We start from the raw sequence: 17,279 nt of genomic DNA, 5'->3' as shown, positions 1-17,279 counted from the left end.
TTTCATGCGTGTAGAAGATTTTGATTTTGAATTACCAGAGGAACTTATTGCCCAAACACCATTAGTGGATCGTACAGCCAGTCGATTAATGGTCGTGACACCGGGCTCAAATAAAGTGGAGCACCACCATTTTGCCCATGTATTAGACGAGCTACATGCTGGAGACTGTCTTGTACTAAATGATACAAGAGTTTTACCTGCTCGTTTAATGGGTGTAAAAGAAGAAACAGGTGCACATATAGAAGTATTGCTACTGAAGCAAATGGCTGGTACAGATGAGTGGGAAACACTTGTAAAACCGGCAAAGCGTGTAAAGGTAGGAACAGTCATCACATTTGGTGACGGTTTATTAACAGCTACATGTACAGGTGAGCTTGAACATGGCGGACGTACATTTGAATTTCAGTATGATGGTATTTTTTATGAAATATTAGAGCAACTTGGTGAAATGCCATTACCTCCCTATATTCGTGAAAAACTAGAGGATAAGGATCGTTATCAAACCGTTTATGCCAAAGAGCGTGGTTCTGCCGCAGCGCCTACAGCTGGGCTGCATTTTACAGAGGAGCTATTAGCTCAAGTGAAGGCTAAAGGCGTAGAGGTTGTCTTTATTACGCTGCATGTCGGTCTTGGCACTTTTCGTCCCGTTAGTGTAGACTCGATTGAGAACCATGAAATGCATGCGGAATTCTATAGTGTTACAGAACAAGCAGCAGATACAATTAATCGCGTAAAGCGTAACGGTGGCAAGGTAGTAGCTGTTGGGACAACCTCTACTCGTACATTAGAGACAATTGGTTCTAAATATGAGGGAGAAGTGCGAGCAGAACAAGGTTGGACGTCTATTTTCATCTATCCAGGCTACAATTTTACGGTGGTGGATGGGTTAATCACAAACTTCCATTTACCAAAATCAACACTAGTCATGCTTGTTAGTACGCTAGCTACTCGTGAGACCATTTTAAGTGCTTATCAGCAAGCTGTAGAAGAAAGATATCGCTTCTTTAGTTTTGGTGATGCAATGTTTATACGTCCCAAAAAATAATAGTGGATAAAATCGGAGTACTGTTTTTACTTCAGATAAGAAAGGATTATTTATTTTATGACACAACCAGCAATTCGATATGAACTACTTCATACATGTAAACAAACAGGAGCACGTCTTGGCATCGTCCATACACCACACGGCTCCTTTGAAACACCAGCATTTATGCCTGTTGGCACACAAGCAACGGTGAAGACCATGTCACCAGAAGAATTAAAAGAGATGAATGCCGGTATTATTCTGTCCAATACGTACCATTTATGGCTTCGTCCAGGTAATGATATTGTCAAAGAAGCAGGCGGACTTCATAAATTTATGAACTGGGATCGTCCAATTTTAACGGATTCAGGTGGTTTCCAAGTATTTTCACTTAGTCAATTCAGGAAAATTGAGGAGGAAGGAGTTCATTTCCGTAATCACCTCAATGGAGATAAGTTATTTTTGAGCCCAGAAAAGGCAATGGAAATTCAAAATGATTTAGGCTCTGATATTATGATGGCCTTTGATGAATGTCCACCGTATCCTGCGACACATGACTATATGCTGAAATCAGTTGATCGAACAACTCGTTGGGCAAAACGCTGTAAGGAAGCACATCAGCGTCCAGAGGAGCAAGGTTTATTTGGCATTATTCAAGGTGGAGAGTACGAAGATTTACGCCGCCGCTCAGCAGAAGCGTTAGTAGAACTAGATTTCCCAGGCTATGCAATTGGTGGATTATCCGTTGGAGAACCGAAAGATGTGATGAACCGCGTTTTAGAATTTACTACGCCAATGATGCCTGAAAATAAGCCTCGTTATTTAATGGGTGTGGGTTCACCCGATTCTTTAATTGATGGGGCAATTCGTGGTATTGATATGTTTGACTGTGTACTGCCAACACGTATTGCACGTAATGGAACACTGATGACATCAGAAGGACGTCTAGTAGTGAAAAATGCAAAATATGCACGTGACTTTGGACCGATTGATCCGAACTGTGACTGCTATACATGTAAAAATTATTCTCGTGCCTATGTTCGTCACCTTATTCGCACGGAAGAAACGTTCGGTATTCGTTTAACATCCTATCATAATTTACACTTCCTATTAAAATTGATGGAGCAAGTACGTGAGGCAATTCGTCAAGATCGTCTTGGTGATTTCCGTGAAGAGTTCTTTGAAAAATACGGCTTTAATGGGCCAGATGCAAAAAACTTTTAAACTAGACGAATAGGATCATTACATGCGCTAAATTAAAAAGGTCATTAGGCATTTCCTAATGTCCATCATCAATAGCAATAGTTTTGCAAATCATTCAAAACTTTGTAAAAAGTGAATATTTCTAGCAAAATATTGTCAATCATAGAAAAAATATTAGTAATTGAGAAAATTTTTGGGCTTGTCCATCGCTTTTTAATGGTGGAATAGTCTATACTAAAAAAGTGAGATTTGGAAAGGGGGCAAGATGCTATTATGGATCAATTATTAGGATTAGCACCAATATTATTAATGTTCGTTGCAATGTGGTTTATCTTAATCCGTCCAGCTAAAAAAAGACAGCAGGAAACACAAAATATGCAAAGTAGTTTGCAACGTGGAGATAAAGTCATTACAATTGGTGGTTTACACGGTGTTATTGATGCAATTGAAGACACAGCAGTAACATTAAAAATTGCTGACAATGTACGAGTGAAATTTGACCGTCAAGCAATTGGACGAATTGTCAATGACAATCAGTAACAAAGAAGAAAAGGCTTACAATAGGCGATAGCTATATTGTAAGTCTTTTTTATCTAATATTGGATGGCTATGTTTAAATGTTTTTTGCCGTTGTAGTTTTTAATTTATGAATAAATGCCTCACCAGTATCATTGCCATTAATCGTTATTCTGCTTAACGTAAATAGGGAATCGCCTTTTTTCACATGTTTATTTTGTATGACAAAGGTCATCTTAAAGCCAGCTTCCTTGGCTAATTGGATGGTGGAGGGTGAATAAATCCCATAAGGATAGCTTATTGCTATTGGTTCATATCCTAACTTTTCTTTGATTATTTTTCTTGAATGAATAAAATCATTTCTTACCCTTTCCTCATATTCAACCTGACTCTCTAGTTGCCCATTTACAATACTAGGACCAAATACTGCGCCATTTAGTTTACCGTTTTTTGAAGGTAATTTATAATGTAAGTCCCAAGTATGACTCTGGATTGTAATATAATCCTTCATTTCCTTTAATTGATCCCAACTCATCTTTGCTGTTTCATTTGGATAGTGATTGTTCCCATTCATCTCTAGGATTCGGCTTGCAATCACAAAGATTTCTGCATGCATATCATATTTTTTCAATATCGGGTAAGCTTTTTCATAATTACTAAAATACCCATCGTCAAAAGTAATTAACACAGGCTTTTGAGGTAACGGCGCTTGGTCGTTTAAGTAATCATATAATTGCTGAGCAGAAATGGCCTGATAGCCTTCCATTTTAAGTAATTTCATTTGATTTTCGAAGCTTTTGGGTGAAATAACTGTAGTATTGTTTATATTGTCCTCTAAATGATGGTACATAAGAATAGGTATTTCCTGTTCCTGATACCCATAAATAGGATAAGGTCTAATAAGAAAAAGGATATAAACAAAAACGAAAACAATTATTTTTTTTGTCATGTCCTCACCTTGTTTGCATGTTTATTGTAATAAGCATATAAGCTCTATGTTAGTGTGTACGAACAAGTACGGACTATTCCTTGAAAACTGTATAAAAAACAATAAGTAAGGTCACCTTGATAGTATGGGGGTGTTTATATGGAAGAATATTACCATATTATTTTTAGAACTTGCTTTTTGTATGTGTTTATCATCATCGTTTTCCGTTTAATGGGTAAACGAGAAGTAGGTGAATTATCAGTCATCGATTTGGTCGTATTTGTATTAATTGCAGAAGTAGCAGCCTTTGCGCTAGACGATTATAAAAATCCTCTCTTTAATGCCATACTACCGATCATTATTTTGCTCTTTATTCAAATATTAAGTGCCTTTTTGTCATTAAAGTTCAAAAAAATACGTGACCTAGTGGATGGTGATCCTGCTTTATTAGTAAAAGACGGTGTTATTTTAGAGAGTGAGATGAGAAAACACCGCTATAATTTAGATGATTTATGTCAGCAATTACGAGAAAACGGAATTGCATCTGTGACAGATGTAGCCTTTGCGTATTTAGAGCCTTCAGGCAATCTTTCTGTCTATAAAAAAGATGAAAAAGCCTTTGTGTATCCATTGATTATCGACGGTGATATTCAAGAGAGACATTTATTTACCATGCATAAAGATGTGGATTGGCTAATGGGTGAGCTAGCAAAAAATAATATTACTGACAGTGAAACAGTATTTTTTTGTATTTGGGAAGACAATAAGCTGCATATCCAATTAAAGGAATCCTAGACTTTCTTTGCTAATTTTTTAATGTAACGGAAATCTGTAATACGCAACTGATTGGTAAATAATAAAAAGGTAAATAGCAAAAATAATGTCACACCACTACTTAAAATAAATGGTAGTGATAGTATTGGAATAAGGAAATACTGAGCGACGCAAACAGCAATAAAACAACTATAAGGCACGACAAACATTCTGAAGCCAGCACGCAGGTTTTTACGTTGTCTAACTGTTGCAATATGCAAGAATGACGTTAGTAATACACCAAAGCCAATAGCTACAACGGCTCCTTTTTCCTGGATTCCTGGTTGAGAGGCAAGTACAAACATCACGAAAAGTTTACCTAGTCCACCATAGATGGAGTTCATCATGGCAGCTCTTGCCTCACCAATTGCCTGTAAGATGGAGTGTAGAGGGCTTTGAATATAATAAAAATAAAAAATAGGAGCTAAAATTTTAACGTACCCGCGATTTTCTTCTAAATGAAAAAGCTTCATCGCCAATTCATCTCCATGCACAAAGAAATACGTAGCAGCAAAGCACCCCACTAGCGAAGACAATCTTAGGGACACCGATATTCGTTCCTGTAATAGAGGGGTGTGCTGACGAGCGACGGCATCACTAACAGCTGGAATGAGCACAATCGATAAGGCTGTTGATACAAAGGCGGGAAATAACAGTAATGGCACCAAAACACCTGAGATGACACCATATAAAATAGTGGCAGCAGAAGCGGTTAAACCGGCCACAGTTAAAGCTTTTAAAAAGATAATCGGCTCTAAAAACCAAGTGAAAGAACCAAAAAGTTTACTGCCTGCAGAGGGAAGGGCAATACGCAACATTGGTGATGCAGGATACCCTTCAATTTTAGTTTTTCGTGTCAGTAATTTCTTTTTGGACACGATATAGTGTAGCCATAAATACAAGAAGGCTACAACTTCAGCTAGCAGTGTAATGCCCATTGCGGCCGCAGCCGTGACAGCAGCATTATTGTAATTAGCCACATAGGGTAGCATTAATGTAATGAAACTAATACGTACAATTTGTTCGATCATTTGTGCCCATGCTGTCGGTGTTATCTTAGCAACACCTTGTAAATAGGCACGTAATAAGCCAGATCCAACTGATACTGGTACAGCAAAGAGTGCAATCCATAGTGTAAATGTTGTCTGTTCATTATGTAATAGAGTTGTTGAAATATATGGTATTGTTAGTGCAACGAGTGGCATAAAAATGATCATGCCAATGAATGACCAAAGAATGGCTGTACGCATGACACCAAAGATGTTCTCACGTTTATTTTTTGCTAGTAATTCAGCCACTATTTTAGCCACAGCGATAGGTAGTCCTAGTTGAATGAGTGAGATGAAGAAAATAAACGCTGGATAGACGGTCATATAAATACCGACAGCCTCTTCACCAGCAATCCGCATAAATTGCATTCTATAAAAGAAGCCAAAAAGTTTAGATAAAAAAATCACAAACATTAAAAATAATGTACCTCGTACAAAAGAACTCATGCCATCCGTCCCTTCTCAAGCCGCAAAAATTCATTTACACTATTTGTATGCAAGCATGTCTTACGTTACGACTTTGATTGGAGATGATTCAAAATGAGTATGCAATATGAGCAACTATTTGAAAAGATTCGTCCGGCAATTGATAGTAAGATAGCAGAGTTTCAGCATTATCAATATACTGCTATTACAGCTGAAGAACTCTGGCGCTACTGTATTGAAAAAAAATGGCGTAAAAAGAAAGTTGATCAACTGCGTATACATGAAGTCATTTCTACCATTTTTTCGGTATCACCATCTGATATCGTCTCATTTAATCAAGTAGAGTTTTTACAAAGTAATAATTGGTTTGGAGAAGTCAATACAGAAGAGTTACAATTACTGCTTGGTCCAGTCAGAACGTAATCAATGATGTGTCAAATTTTACAATAATTCAAAGAATCCTATACGTGTTGAATTGACACCAAGCGCAACCTGTTTCATAATAAGTGTGTTGCGCTTTTTTTATTTTGAATAAGTTCTTACTTACATAAGTCTTCTATGCTTTTATTGACATTTAGAAGGCTAGTACCTAATAATACTAAGATAAACTTGCGCGTTATGAACGATTGAAATAAGTATAGCAACCTTTTTGAAGCACAGGTAACACGATTCTAGATGAAAAGGAGGATTAAACGTTTCAAAAGGTATTGCTAGTTACTTGTTTGGCGTGTAAGGACAGCCCTTACACCAATTCGAGGAGGATTTATTGATGAAACTAAAAAGTCGTATAGTTGCATTCCTACTGATTATCGTGCTATTGGCAGCAGGTATTAGTACGACTGTAACCGGCGTCTTAAAGGACATCAAGCTTGGTCTTGACTTACAGGGCGGGTTTGAAGTGCTTTACGAGGTAAATGAATTAAAAGAAGGACAAAAAATTACACCAGAAATTGTCACAGCAACATCCACTGCACTTGGTGAACGTGTAAATACGATGGGGGTTAGTGAACCGAGTATTCAGGTTGAGGACAAAAATCGTATTCGTGTGCAATTAGCTGGTGTTGAAGATCAGGAATCGGCACGTAAGTTATTGTCTACTTCTGCGAATTTAACATTCCGTGATGTTGATGATAATTTATTATTAGATGGAGACGATTTGAAAGCTAACGGTGCTAAAGGCTCCTTTGACCAACAAAATCGTCCGATTGTATCCTTAACTTTAAAAGATGCGAAAAAATTTGCTGATATAACAAGTAAAATTGCAGCAAAACCCGCAGGTCAAAATTTACTGGTTGTATGGTTAGACTTTGAAGAGGGTGTCGATTCCTATAAAGCGGAATCACAAAAAGCAAAGCCTCGCTATGCATCTGCAGCAACAGTTAGTCAAACATTAAATACAACTGATGTTATGATTAGCGGTAATTTCTCTGTTGAAGAAACAAAAAATTTAGCAGATATTTTAAATGCTGGGGCATTGCCTGTAAAGCTAGATGAAATTTATTCAACTTCTGTTGGTGCTCAATTTGGTGATGCAGCACTGAAAAGTACTATTTTTGCTGGTATTGTCGGCGTAGTAGTTATTTTCTTATTTATGCTATTCTACTATCGTTTACCAGGCTTTATTTCCATCATTACACTGGTTGTGTTTACATTCCTAGTATTAGTGGTCTTTGACTGGATTAATGCGGTATTAACACTCCCAGGTATTGCGGCCATTGTCCTGGGTATAGGGATGGCAGTAGATGCCAATATTTTAGCGGCAGAACGTATACGTGAAGAGCTACGAGTGGGTTATTCCGCTAAACAAGCCTTCCAAATTGGTTCTAAACAATCTTTATCAGCCATTGTCGATGCGCAGTTGACAACTTTATTAGCTGCAGCAGTATTGTTCCAATGGGGAACAAGCTCTGTTAAAGGATTTGCTACAACATTAATTATTAGTATTTTATTGAGCTTCTTAACAGCAGTTTGGGGCTCACGTGTCCTATTAGGACTACTTGTAAACAGTGGCTATTTCAACAGTCCTGCATGGTTTGGTATTGCAAAATCTAAACAGCATAGTCTAGATGAAAATATTGGTACATTAGATTTATCAACGAAATTCGATCGATTTGACTTTGTTCACAACCGTAAGAAATTCTATACGTTCTCATTAGCCATTTTAGTGGCTGGTTTAGTGGTTCTTGGCATCTTCCGCCTTAACCTAGGTATCGATTTCTCAAGCGGTACTCGTGTCCAAATTGAATCGAATCAAACATTAACAAAAGAAGAAGTGTCCAAATATCTAGATAGCATTGATTTTTCATCAGAAGATATCATACTCTCTGGTGAGAAAAGTAATACAGCAGTCATTCGCTATAAAGATGACCTTACACAAGCAGAAATTTTAGAATTTAAAAAAGAAGCTGGCGAAAAATATGGTCATGAACCAGCTGTAAGTACTGTATCGCCTACAGTTGGTAAGGAACTTGTAAAAAATGCGATTAAGGCTTTATCTCTTGCAGCAATAGGGATTATCATTTATGTAGCAATTCGCTTTGAATGGCGCATGGGTATTGGTGCAATTGTTTCATTATTGCATGATGTATTCTTAATTGTTGCCGTCTTTAGCTTCATGCGTTTAGAAGTAGATATTACGTTTATTGCGGCTGTATTAACAATTGTTGGGTATTCCATCAACGATACGATCGTTACCTTTGACCGTATGCGGGAAAACTTAGATCGTTATGATACCATTAATGACCGTGAAGTATTGGCGAATATTGTGAATAAATCGCTACGCCAAACAATGGGTCGTTCGGTTAATACAGTATTAACTGTAATTATCGTTGTTGTAGCCCTATTAATTTTTGGTGCACCATCTATTCAAAACTTCTCTATCGCGTTATTGATTGGTTTGATTACAGGTATGTATTCTTCAATCTGTATCGCAGCTCAAATCTGGTATTCATTAAAAATTCGTGAAATGAAAAAATCAGATGGGAAGCTACGTAAAAAAGAGAAGAAACAATGGGGTACAGACGAGCCTACTGTATAATATAATGAGCAGAGAATGGAAAACATATGGTTTTCTATTCTCTGCTTTTTTCATGCAAAAAAACTGCTGCCTTTTATAAAAAGCAGCAGAATTTTCATATAGTTTTACAATTTAAATTGCTGGATTAAGCCTTGTAGCTGTTGCGCATTTTCACTTAATTCTTCTGCGACAGTATTTACCTGCTGCATGGTCGCAACTTGCTCGTCAACAGATTCTGCAATCATATGAGAATTCGTTGCTGATTCGTTAGAAACATTGGCAATTTCCGTGACAGAAGCTGCAACCTGCTCTGCACTAGCAGAGATTTCTTCTGATGTGGCAGAAATTTCTTCAATTTGCTCTGTGAATGCAGCAACAGCAGAGGTGATGGAATAGAAAGCATCTCCAGCCTCATGAATTTTGGCTACACCGTCCTTTACAGAAGCTAAACCATTATCTACTGATGCTGCTACATTTTGTGTATCGGTTAGAATTTCTTTTGTAATAGCAACGATTTGATTGGCAGATTGAGTCGATTCCTCAGCAAGCTTTCGTACCTCATCCGCTACGACTGCAAAGCCTTTCCCATGTTCTCCTGCTCTTGCTGCTTCAATAGCTGCATTTAGTGCCAGTAAATTTGTTTGTTCTGAAATTGCTGTAATCACTGTTGTAATTTGCCCAATTTCTTCTGATTGCTTACTTAGTTTTTGCGTTAATGTTGCAATATCAGAAGTTGCTAGTGCGATCATATTCATCTGTTCTTTTGCTGTTGCAATCGTTGCACCACCTGTATGGGCAAGCTGAGTCAGATTTTCTGCATTGTGATGAAGACTTTGAGTCGCCTCTGCAATGCGTTGGACACCTGATGCAGTTTCATCCATTGCCACAGCACTTTGCTGAGAGGCACTAGCAGAAGAAGTGATATGTGTTACATTATTTTGAATTCGTTGAGCAATATTATCGGACGTTGCAGTTACTTCTTCAGTGCTAGCAGAAAGCTCTTCTGAAACAGCCGATAAATGGGATGCACGATCTTGAATGTTAGTCATTAAACCAGCTAGATTTTGTTTTAATGTATTGACTGCATTGGCAAGTGTACCGATCTCATCTTTGGATTGATGGTCAAGCTCAGCAATTGTTAAATCACCTTGTGCTAATGTATCTGCTGCTCCAATAACCTTGCGTAGGGGCACGACAATGGAGGCTTTGACCATATGCATAAAATATAAACCAATAATAATACTTGCAAGGAGAAGGCTAATAGCAATGATAATAGCGCGTGAAACGGTTTGATTAACAGATTGGTCAACATTTTGAAGCTGTTCATCGTGATAAGCTAATAATTCAGTTGTTAACTTAAAAATGTCCTTATTGTATTTTGTAACATCATTATTGATGATTGAGAGTGCTAGATCCGTGTTGCCACTATTAAACGCTTGTAAAGCTTTCTGTGAATTTGACAGTAACTCTTTTTGCAATTCCGTGATTTGCTGCATAATATTTTTTGTATAATCTGATCGAACAATAGTAGAAAGTTCATGAACTGTTTCAGGTAACAACTTTTCATAGCGATCTAAATTGGCCTTAGCTGTTTCGTCCTTCTTATTTAAAATATAGGCGCGTAAAAATAAACCTTGAGAAGCAAGTTGTTGTTGGATTTTATCTGTTAATTGGATTTGCACCATCCGATGCTTTAATACTTCTTCTAAATCATTCTGAGTTGTTTTAAATTGAATAAATGATACGATGCTTGAGATAAAAAGTAAACATGTTAAGGAAATGAATCCTATATTTAATTTTTTGCGAACGGACATAAACTTCCTACTTTCTTTTATTATATGGAAAAAATTGATGTACTGAAATTACTATAACTTGATATATTTACATGGTCAATAGTCAAGGAATTTTCAATCGTAGGAAATCTTATTCTCCAATAAGTTTTTATAGAAGGATAATATACCTACTTTTGATTCCTCTGATAAAATAGGAATTTCAACTTTTTTCGTCAGAATTGATTGACAATAGGATTGGATTGGCATAGAATTAAGGCTAACTTTTTGTTCGGTCAAGGTAGAAGATCTCGGGAGCGAGGTCAGCCACAGAACAGATGAGCTGAGTTTAGATGAGAATAGCTGAGAAATTGTTGAATAAGAGTAGTAGCCTAAGTGTGTAATAAAGAGAGTCAGTGGCTGGTGTAAACTGATTTACAGCTTATGTGAATGGACTTATGAGAGTCGCTTATAAAAAAGCGAACGTGATTCCCCACGTTATAGGGGTGCTTTCAAGGTATGGTTTACCATAGCCATGATGTAAAGCACAAAAGTGAGAGCATATGCTCTAATATGAGGTGGCAACGCGGTCATAATCGTCCTCTGCAATTAGGAATAATCCTTTTTGCAGAGGGCTTTTTTATTTTCATTCAGCATTCGTCTAGACATTAGCTAAAGGAATCTTTGAAAAAGGAGCAAAAAAGCTATGCAAATAACGAGTTCAAGAACAAAAATGAAAACGATCAATGGCGATTCTTTAACACCTATTTTGATTTTTAGGCGTTTACAGGGAAAACATAAATTTTTATTGGAAAGTTCTGCCCAACACGAAGGAGCTGGAAGATTTTCCTTCATTGGTGCTAATCCACGAAAAACATATAAAGGTGTGGGCCAAGAAATCCAAGAGTTTTCCTATAAAACAGGAAAAACATACGTGCATCAAGGGGAACTTTTTGTTCTTCTTAAACGCCTCATGCCACGTATTTCCAATACGACGAAATTTCCATTTTCAGGTGGTGCCGTTGGATATATAGGCTTTGGCGGTACAACGATGTTCGTAGATAAAAAAATAGAACTGCCTGATGCTTATTTTCATGTCTATGAAACGATTATTGTCTTCGATCATCAAACAGATGAAGTGACATTGATTCATACAAATATAGATGCAGAAAAGCAGGAACCTGATTTGGAAGAATTGGCTCAACAAATAGTAAACGGGCATATCAGTGACGAAGCATCTTATCGTTATCAACCGCTTGATACTACAACAAACGAATCATTTGCAACGGTTTTACAGACAATGCAAGCCAACTTACATGATGACATAACAAGGGTAGTTTTGCTGAACCACAATGTAGCCAATTTTCAAGGTGATACGTTGGCTTTGTATCGACAGCTACGTAAAAAAAAGCCTGCAGCCTATATGTATTATATTGAATTTGAGGATCATGTTGTGTTAGGTACTTCTCCTGAAAGTCTAATCCGAGTAAAAGGTGAAAGCGTTATTGCGACTCCTACAGAGGGAACATATCCGCGAGGGGAAACAAAAAATGAAGAACTAGAAAATGAACGTAAATTATACAACCATGAAAGCATTAGGCAATCACATGCACTTCTTGTTAGGGCTATTCAGCAAGAATTACAGTCGGTTTGTTTCCGAGATTCTGTTCAGGTCATGGAGGCTATGCGTATCCAGCGGTCCAAAAAGGCACTGCACATGACGACTATGGTGGAAGGAAAGCTTTTACCAATGCTTCATGCCCTGGATGTTTTAGCAGCAACCATATCCCCACTTTCAGCAACGGAGCTTCCGTATGCAGCTGGTTATTTTGGTGCTCTCGGCTTTATTGGATTTAATGGTCATTTGGATTTTGCCTTAACAGGTCAATCTATTGTAGTTAAACAGGATACCATGCATTTGCAAGCAACAATAACTGTTACCAAATATACAAATGTGCAAAACGTTTTACATCAAGTGCAAGAGGAAGAACTGGCATTTTTACAGTTACTGGTGAACAATGGGGGGCAAAACTAATGGAACGATTACAAAGGAAAGTACTGCAGGGAACACATCTCATGTACGAAGAAATGCTACAGGCAGCGCAATGGTTATTTCAGGATGATACTCCTAAAGAAGAAATAGCAAGCTTTTTAACAGCTTTAGCTGCGAAGGGAGAAACTGCACATGAAGTAGCCGCATTAGCAACTATTATGCGATCTTTTGCTCTTGATATAGCCGTAAAAGAAGGTGGCTATATGGATAATTGCGGTACAGGTGGAGATGGTCTTCATACTTTTAATATCAGTACAGCTTCTGCTTTCGTGTTAGCTGGGGCAGGTGTCAAAATTGCCAAGCATGGGAACCGTAAAATCTCTTCCTCCTCTGGTAGCTCAGATGTGCTAGAGGCACTAGGTATTCATACAGCTATTTCCATCCCACAAACAGCCCATTTGCTAGAGCGAGAGGGAATCGCTTTTATTTATGCACCGAATGTTCATCCGAAATTAAAGAGAATTGGTGAAGTTCGCCGTTCATTAGGAAAACCGACAATCTTTAATCTTGTTGGTCCTTTAACAAATCCGGTCCCATTATCCACACAATTTACAGGCATTAATCGACCGAATTTTGTTATGGAATATGCCTCAGTCTTACAAATGCTTGGACGTGAGCGGGCCATTGTCGTCTCAGGACCACAAGGCTTAGACGAGGCTTCATTAGCAGGTCAAAATACATTGGTTTTAGTAGATAAAGGAGATCTAATTCCCTTTTCCCTAACCGCAGAAGATGTCGGTCTTCAAATGGCCCCTTTAGAGGCCATCCGTGGTGGCAATGCAGATGAAAATGCGGTGATTATGCAAAAAATATTGGCTGGGGAACGGAGTCCTTATTTAGATACAGTCGTATTAAATGCTGGCATCGGCTTATTTGGCTATGGTCAAGCGGAAACCATCAAAGAGGGTGTAGCTATGGCAAAGGAAAGTATTTTTAGCGGGAGAGCACAACAAAAATTAGAGGCGGTTGTAACATATAGCATGCAAATTAAAGAAGTGGAGGTAGGGTAATGAATATACTCAATAAAATATTACTGCAAAAAAAGATTGAGGTAGGTGCTTTATTAGAGCAGCCAGATCCTTTAGCAAACTTTACAGAAACGCCACGTCGCTCGTTCATTGAATCATTGTGTCAAGCTCATACACTGCAAGTCATCGCGGAAATGAAGCGTGCTTCCCCTTCCAAAGGGTTAATAGCTGGCGGAGCAGACCCAGTTGCTCAAGCAAAAGTCTATGCACTAGCAGGAGCAGCAGCTATTTCGGTCTTAACAGACAAGGAATTTTTTAAAGGCTCCTTTGAAGATTTAGCAGCAGTTGCTGCTGCTGTAGATACCCCACTTCTTTGTAAGGATTTTATGATTGATCGAGTGCAGATTCGATTTGCCAAGGCGGCAGGTGCATCCATTATTTTATTAATTGTGGCAGCCTTAACAGACGATGCCTTACGTGATTTATATAGCTATGCAACGGGCTTAGGCCTAGAGGTTTTAGTGGAAGTACACGATTGTGAAGAGCTTGAACGCGCTCTTGCGGTAGATGCAAAGTTAATTGGCGTTAATAATCGTGATTTACGTACCTTTGAAGTAAGCCTAGAGCGTACCAGAGAAATTGCTAATGTGTTTCCATTTGATGAGAATCGAGTATTAATTAGTGAGAGCGGTATATGGACGCAGGACGATGCGAAGCTAGTAGCCTCGATGGGGGCTAGTGGTGTCCTGGTAGGTGAAGCTTTGATGAGGAGTGGAGATGCGGGGCAAGCACTACGAGATTTGCAAGTAAGTAAAGAGGGGGCATCGGTATGACAAAGGTCAAAATTTGTGGTCTACAGGAGCAAGAACATGTCAAAACAGCTGTTCATGCTGGTGCAGATGCTATAGGGTTTGTTTTTGCACCGAGTAAACGCCGTGTATCCATTGAGCAAGCCCAACAGTTAGCGAAGCATGTACCACAAGGTGTTTTAAAAATAGGTGTCTTTGTGAATCCAACGTCAGCCGAATTAAAGGAAGCAGTAGAGCGAGTGCCCTTAGATTATGTGCAATATCATGGGGAGGAAACGCCAGCATTTATTCAGGAGCAAGGTTATCCCGCCATAAAGGCATTATCGATACGAGAAAAAGAGGATGTTCAAGCGGCTGCTAGCTATCAGGTAGATTATTATTTATTTGACGCGCCTGGTACAGAGTTTAAAGGCGGGAGTGGTCACACTTTTGATTGGACACTCCTTGAGCAAGTAGGGATTCCCAAAGAAAAATTACTATTAGCGGGTGGTCTCAATGTAGACAATATTGAAGCGGCTATTACAGATGTAGGGCCTTTTATGGTGGATGTTTCGAGTGGTGTAGAAACAGATGGAAGCAAGGATTCTAGCAAAATACAAGCTTTTTTACAGGCAGTAAAGAGGGGGAGCAGATGATGGGAATATCAATAGCAAATAGTGTACCGACAAAAGAAGGGCGTTTTGGACAATTTGGTGGTCGGTTTGTGCCCGAAACATTAATGACAGCCTTGCTTGAATTAGAAGCTGCTTATGAGCAAGCATTACTAGACCCTGCATTTACAGAGGAGCTGTCCTATTATTTAGAAGACTATGTTGGCCGTGAAACACCGCTCTATTACGCAGAAAATTTAACGAAGGCGCTAGATGGAGCAAAGATTTATTTAAAGCGTGAAGATTTAAACCATACAGGTGCACATAAAATTAATAATGCGATTGGGCAAGCACTTCTAGCCAAACGCATGGGTAAAAAGAAAATCGTAGCTGAAACAGGAGCTGGGCAGCATGGTGTGGCAACAGCTACTGCATGTGCATTATTAAATCTAGAATGTGTTGTTTTTATGGGAGCAGAAGATATAAAACGTCAGCAGTTAAATGTCTTTCGTATGGAGTTGCTTGGCACAAAGGTTCAATCGGTGGAAAGTGGTTCTAAAACATTAAAGGATGCTGTGAACGCTGCCCTACGTTACTGGGTAACAAATGTTGAGGATACCCACTATATTTTAGGCTCTGCCTTAGGTCCTCATCCATTTCCGAAAATTGTTCGGGACTTTCAGCGTGTCATTGGGGTAGAAACTAGAAGGCAAATCATGCAAAAAGTGGGGCGTTTACCTGATGCAGTTGTTGCCTGTATTGGAGGTGGCAGTAACGCAATCGGTATGTTTCACCCATTCGTTGATGATGAATCAGTTGCCTTATACGGTGTTGAAGCAGCAGGAAGTGGTCTTGAAACTGGGAAGCATGCTGCGGCCATCGCAGGTGGACAATTAGGTGTATTACATGGCGCCTACATGTATTTATTACAGGATGAAAACGGCTTTGTCCAAGAAGCACATTCTATTTCAGCTGGGTTAGATTATCCAGGGAAAGGACCAGAGCATTGTTATTTACATGATATTGGTCGAGCTCAATTTGACTCCATCACAGATGCTGAAGCACTGGAGGCACTACAATTATTAAGCCGAACGGAAGGGATACTACCTGCACTTGAAAGTTCTCATGCCATTGCTTATACGGCAAAACTTGCAAAGACTATGGCGAAAGATCAGATCATTGTTGTGTGCTTATCTGGTCGAGGAGATAAAGATGTTCACACAGTTCGAGCAGCACTAGGGGGGGATGTAAAATGACAACTTTACAGCAAGCGATCGAACAGGCAAATGCTGCAGGTCATAAGGCTTTCATACCATATATCATGGCAGGTGACGGAGGGCTAGAGACCATTAAGCCAATTATCTTAAAACTGCAGCAATTAGAGGTAACAGCTATTGAAGTAGGAATTCCTTTTACAGATCCTGTTGCTGATGGTCCAACGATCGAACGAGCAGGAGAACGTGCTCTCATAGCTGGTGTGACATTAAGAAACGTGTTGCAAACACTCGCGTCATTTAAAGATGAAATAACAGTGCCTCTCGTAGTCATGACTTATTTCAATCCAGTATTAGCATATGGCTTAAAGTCTTTTGCGCAAGCCTGTGTAGCTGGAGGAGTTAAGGGGTTAATTGTACCAGATGTCCCTTTGGAAGAGAGCGAGTTGTTACGTGATGCATTAAATCCATATGGCATTGATGTGGTACAGCTTATCTCATTGACAAGCCCTCCAGAGCGTATAGCACGCATCGCAGCAGCTAGTCAGGGCTTTGTTTATGCAGTGACCGTTAATGGGATCACAGGAGCAAGATCACGTTTTGCCGATAATTTAGAACAGCATTTTGCCAGCTTACGTCAAGCAAGTCCAATCCCTGTGCTTGCAGGCTTTGGTATTTCAACACCTGAGCAAGTGAAAAAGATGGGGGCTTTGGGAGATGGTGTAATTGTCGGTAGTGCCATTGTGATGGCATTGCATCAAGGAGATTTGGCAATGGTGGAAGCATTAGTAGCCGCCTCGAAAGGTATGTTAGAAAAGTCTACTCTTTAGAAGAGTAGGCTTTTTTTGATGAAGTGCTTTAATTGGCGGAAAGAAATGGAAAAGTGACGGATAGAAATTAA

Annotated in this window: 15 protein-coding genes and 1 other annotated feature; of the genes, 12 read left to right on the top strand and 3 right to left on the bottom strand. The window is 38.9% G+C overall.

The genetic code is table 11. The features are described 5' to 3' along the window. The first annotated feature begins 4 nt into the window (after positions 1-4). The 3 genes from queA (at position 5) to yajC (ending at position 2,767) form a co-directional block, all read left to right on the top strand. Positions 5-1,045, top strand: a complete 1,041-nt coding sequence (gene queA / locus L6W14_RS15640; protein ID WP_237898309.1) for a tRNA preQ1(34) S-adenosylmethionine ribosyltransferase-isomerase QueA — start codon at positions 5-7, stop codon at positions 1,043-1,045. 57 nt (positions 1,046-1,102) lie between these two features. Beyond that, on the top strand, positions 1,103-2,248 hold the full coding sequence (gene tgt / locus L6W14_RS15635; RefSeq protein ID WP_016991901.1) for a tRNA guanosine(34) transglycosylase Tgt: 1,146 nt from the start codon (positions 1,103-1,105) through the stop codon (positions 2,246-2,248). Between the two features lie 252 nt (positions 2,249-2,500). Continuing rightward, positions 2,501-2,767, top strand: coding sequence for a preprotein translocase subunit YajC (gene yajC / locus L6W14_RS15630; protein WP_004226696.1), 267 nt, complete (start codon positions 2,501-2,503; stop codon positions 2,765-2,767). Positions 2,768-2,840: 73 nt separating this feature from the next. On the opposite strand, the gene L6W14_RS15625 is transcribed toward yajC, so the two are convergent. Beyond that, a complete protein-coding gene (locus L6W14_RS15625; RefSeq protein ID WP_237898308.1) occupies positions 2,841-3,692 on the bottom strand; it encodes a polysaccharide deacetylase family protein in 852 nt (283 codons plus the stop codon). Between the two features lie 138 nt (positions 3,693-3,830). On the opposite strand from L6W14_RS15625, the gene L6W14_RS15620 reads away from it, so the two are divergent. Continuing rightward, positions 3,831-4,466 (top strand): DUF421 domain-containing protein, encoded by a 636-nt coding sequence (locus L6W14_RS15620; RefSeq protein ID WP_066036504.1) that lies wholly within the window; start codon positions 3,831-3,833, stop codon positions 4,464-4,466. Here L6W14_RS15620 and L6W14_RS15615 read toward each other — a convergent pair. Next, the gene (locus L6W14_RS15615) at positions 4,463-5,980 is read right to left on the bottom strand and encodes a putative polysaccharide biosynthesis protein (RefSeq protein ID WP_048395180.1); all 1,518 of its coding nucleotides are present in this window, start codon (positions 5,978-5,980) and stop codon (positions 4,463-4,465) included. The two genes, L6W14_RS15620 and L6W14_RS15615, sit on opposite strands and share 4 nt — an antisense overlap. Positions 5,981-6,073: 93 nt before the next feature. On the opposite strand from L6W14_RS15615, the gene L6W14_RS15610 reads away from it, so the two are divergent. After that, a complete protein-coding gene (locus L6W14_RS15610) occupies positions 6,074-6,382 on the top strand; it encodes a post-transcriptional regulator (protein WP_237898307.1) in 309 nt (102 codons plus the stop codon). 346 nt (positions 6,383-6,728) lie between these two features. Beyond that, positions 6,729-8,996, top strand: coding sequence for a protein translocase subunit SecDF (gene secDF, locus L6W14_RS15605; protein ID WP_131520496.1), 2,268 nt, complete (start codon positions 6,729-6,731; stop codon positions 8,994-8,996). Between the two features lie 104 nt (positions 8,997-9,100). On the opposite strand, the gene L6W14_RS15600 is transcribed toward secDF, so the two are convergent. Beyond that, a complete protein-coding gene (locus L6W14_RS15600) occupies positions 9,101-10,789 on the bottom strand; it encodes a methyl-accepting chemotaxis protein (RefSeq protein WP_131520497.1) in 1,689 nt (562 codons plus the stop codon). 320 nt (positions 10,790-11,109) lie between these two features. Further along, positions 11,110-11,351 (top strand) — a binding site (T-box leader). A 99-nt stretch (positions 11,352-11,450) separates the two neighbouring features. Between L6W14_RS15600 and L6W14_RS15595 the strand changes: the two genes are divergently transcribed. The 6 genes from L6W14_RS15595 to trpA are packed head-to-tail and all read left to right on the top strand — an operon-like array spanning position 11,451 to position 17,208. Then, positions 11,451-12,779, top strand: coding sequence for a chorismate-binding protein (locus L6W14_RS15595; RefSeq protein ID WP_237898306.1), 1,329 nt, complete (start codon positions 11,451-11,453; stop codon positions 12,777-12,779). After that, positions 12,779-13,807 (top strand): anthranilate phosphoribosyltransferase, encoded by a 1,029-nt coding sequence (gene trpD / locus L6W14_RS15590; protein ID WP_131520499.1) that lies wholly within the window; start codon positions 12,779-12,781, stop codon positions 13,805-13,807. Before L6W14_RS15595 ends, trpD begins: the two co-directional genes overlap by 1 nt. Next, positions 13,807-14,598: an indole-3-glycerol phosphate synthase TrpC gene (gene trpC, locus L6W14_RS15585; protein ID WP_048392105.1), complete on the top strand. Its 792-nt coding sequence runs from the start codon at positions 13,807-13,809 to the stop codon at positions 14,596-14,598. The genes trpD and trpC overlap by 1 nt, the downstream gene beginning before the upstream one ends. Beyond that, positions 14,595-15,209 carry a phosphoribosylanthranilate isomerase gene (locus tag L6W14_RS15580; RefSeq protein ID WP_131520501.1) on the top strand — a complete coding sequence of 205 codons (615 nt, stop codon included), beginning with the start codon at positions 14,595-14,597 and terminating at the stop codon, positions 15,207-15,209. Before trpC ends, L6W14_RS15580 begins: the two co-directional genes overlap by 4 nt. Continuing rightward, positions 15,209-16,420: a tryptophan synthase subunit beta gene (trpB, locus tag L6W14_RS15575; protein WP_237898305.1), complete on the top strand. Its 1,212-nt coding sequence runs from the start codon at positions 15,209-15,211 to the stop codon at positions 16,418-16,420. Before L6W14_RS15580 ends, trpB begins: the two co-directional genes overlap by 1 nt. Beyond that, a complete protein-coding gene (gene trpA / locus L6W14_RS15570; protein ID WP_131520503.1) occupies positions 16,417-17,208 on the top strand; it encodes a tryptophan synthase subunit alpha in 792 nt (263 codons plus the stop codon). The genes trpB and trpA overlap by 4 nt, the downstream gene beginning before the upstream one ends. Positions 17,209-17,279 lie beyond the last annotated feature (71 nt).

Origin of the sequence: Lysinibacillus sp. ACHW1.5 (assembly GCF_022014815.1) — a bacterium.
GTDB classification, from domain to species: Bacteria; Bacillota; Bacilli; order Bacillales_A; family Planococcaceae; genus Lysinibacillus; species Lysinibacillus capsici.
Note: the sequence above shows the minus strand (reverse complement) of the source record. Positions and strands in the feature narration are given on the sequence as shown.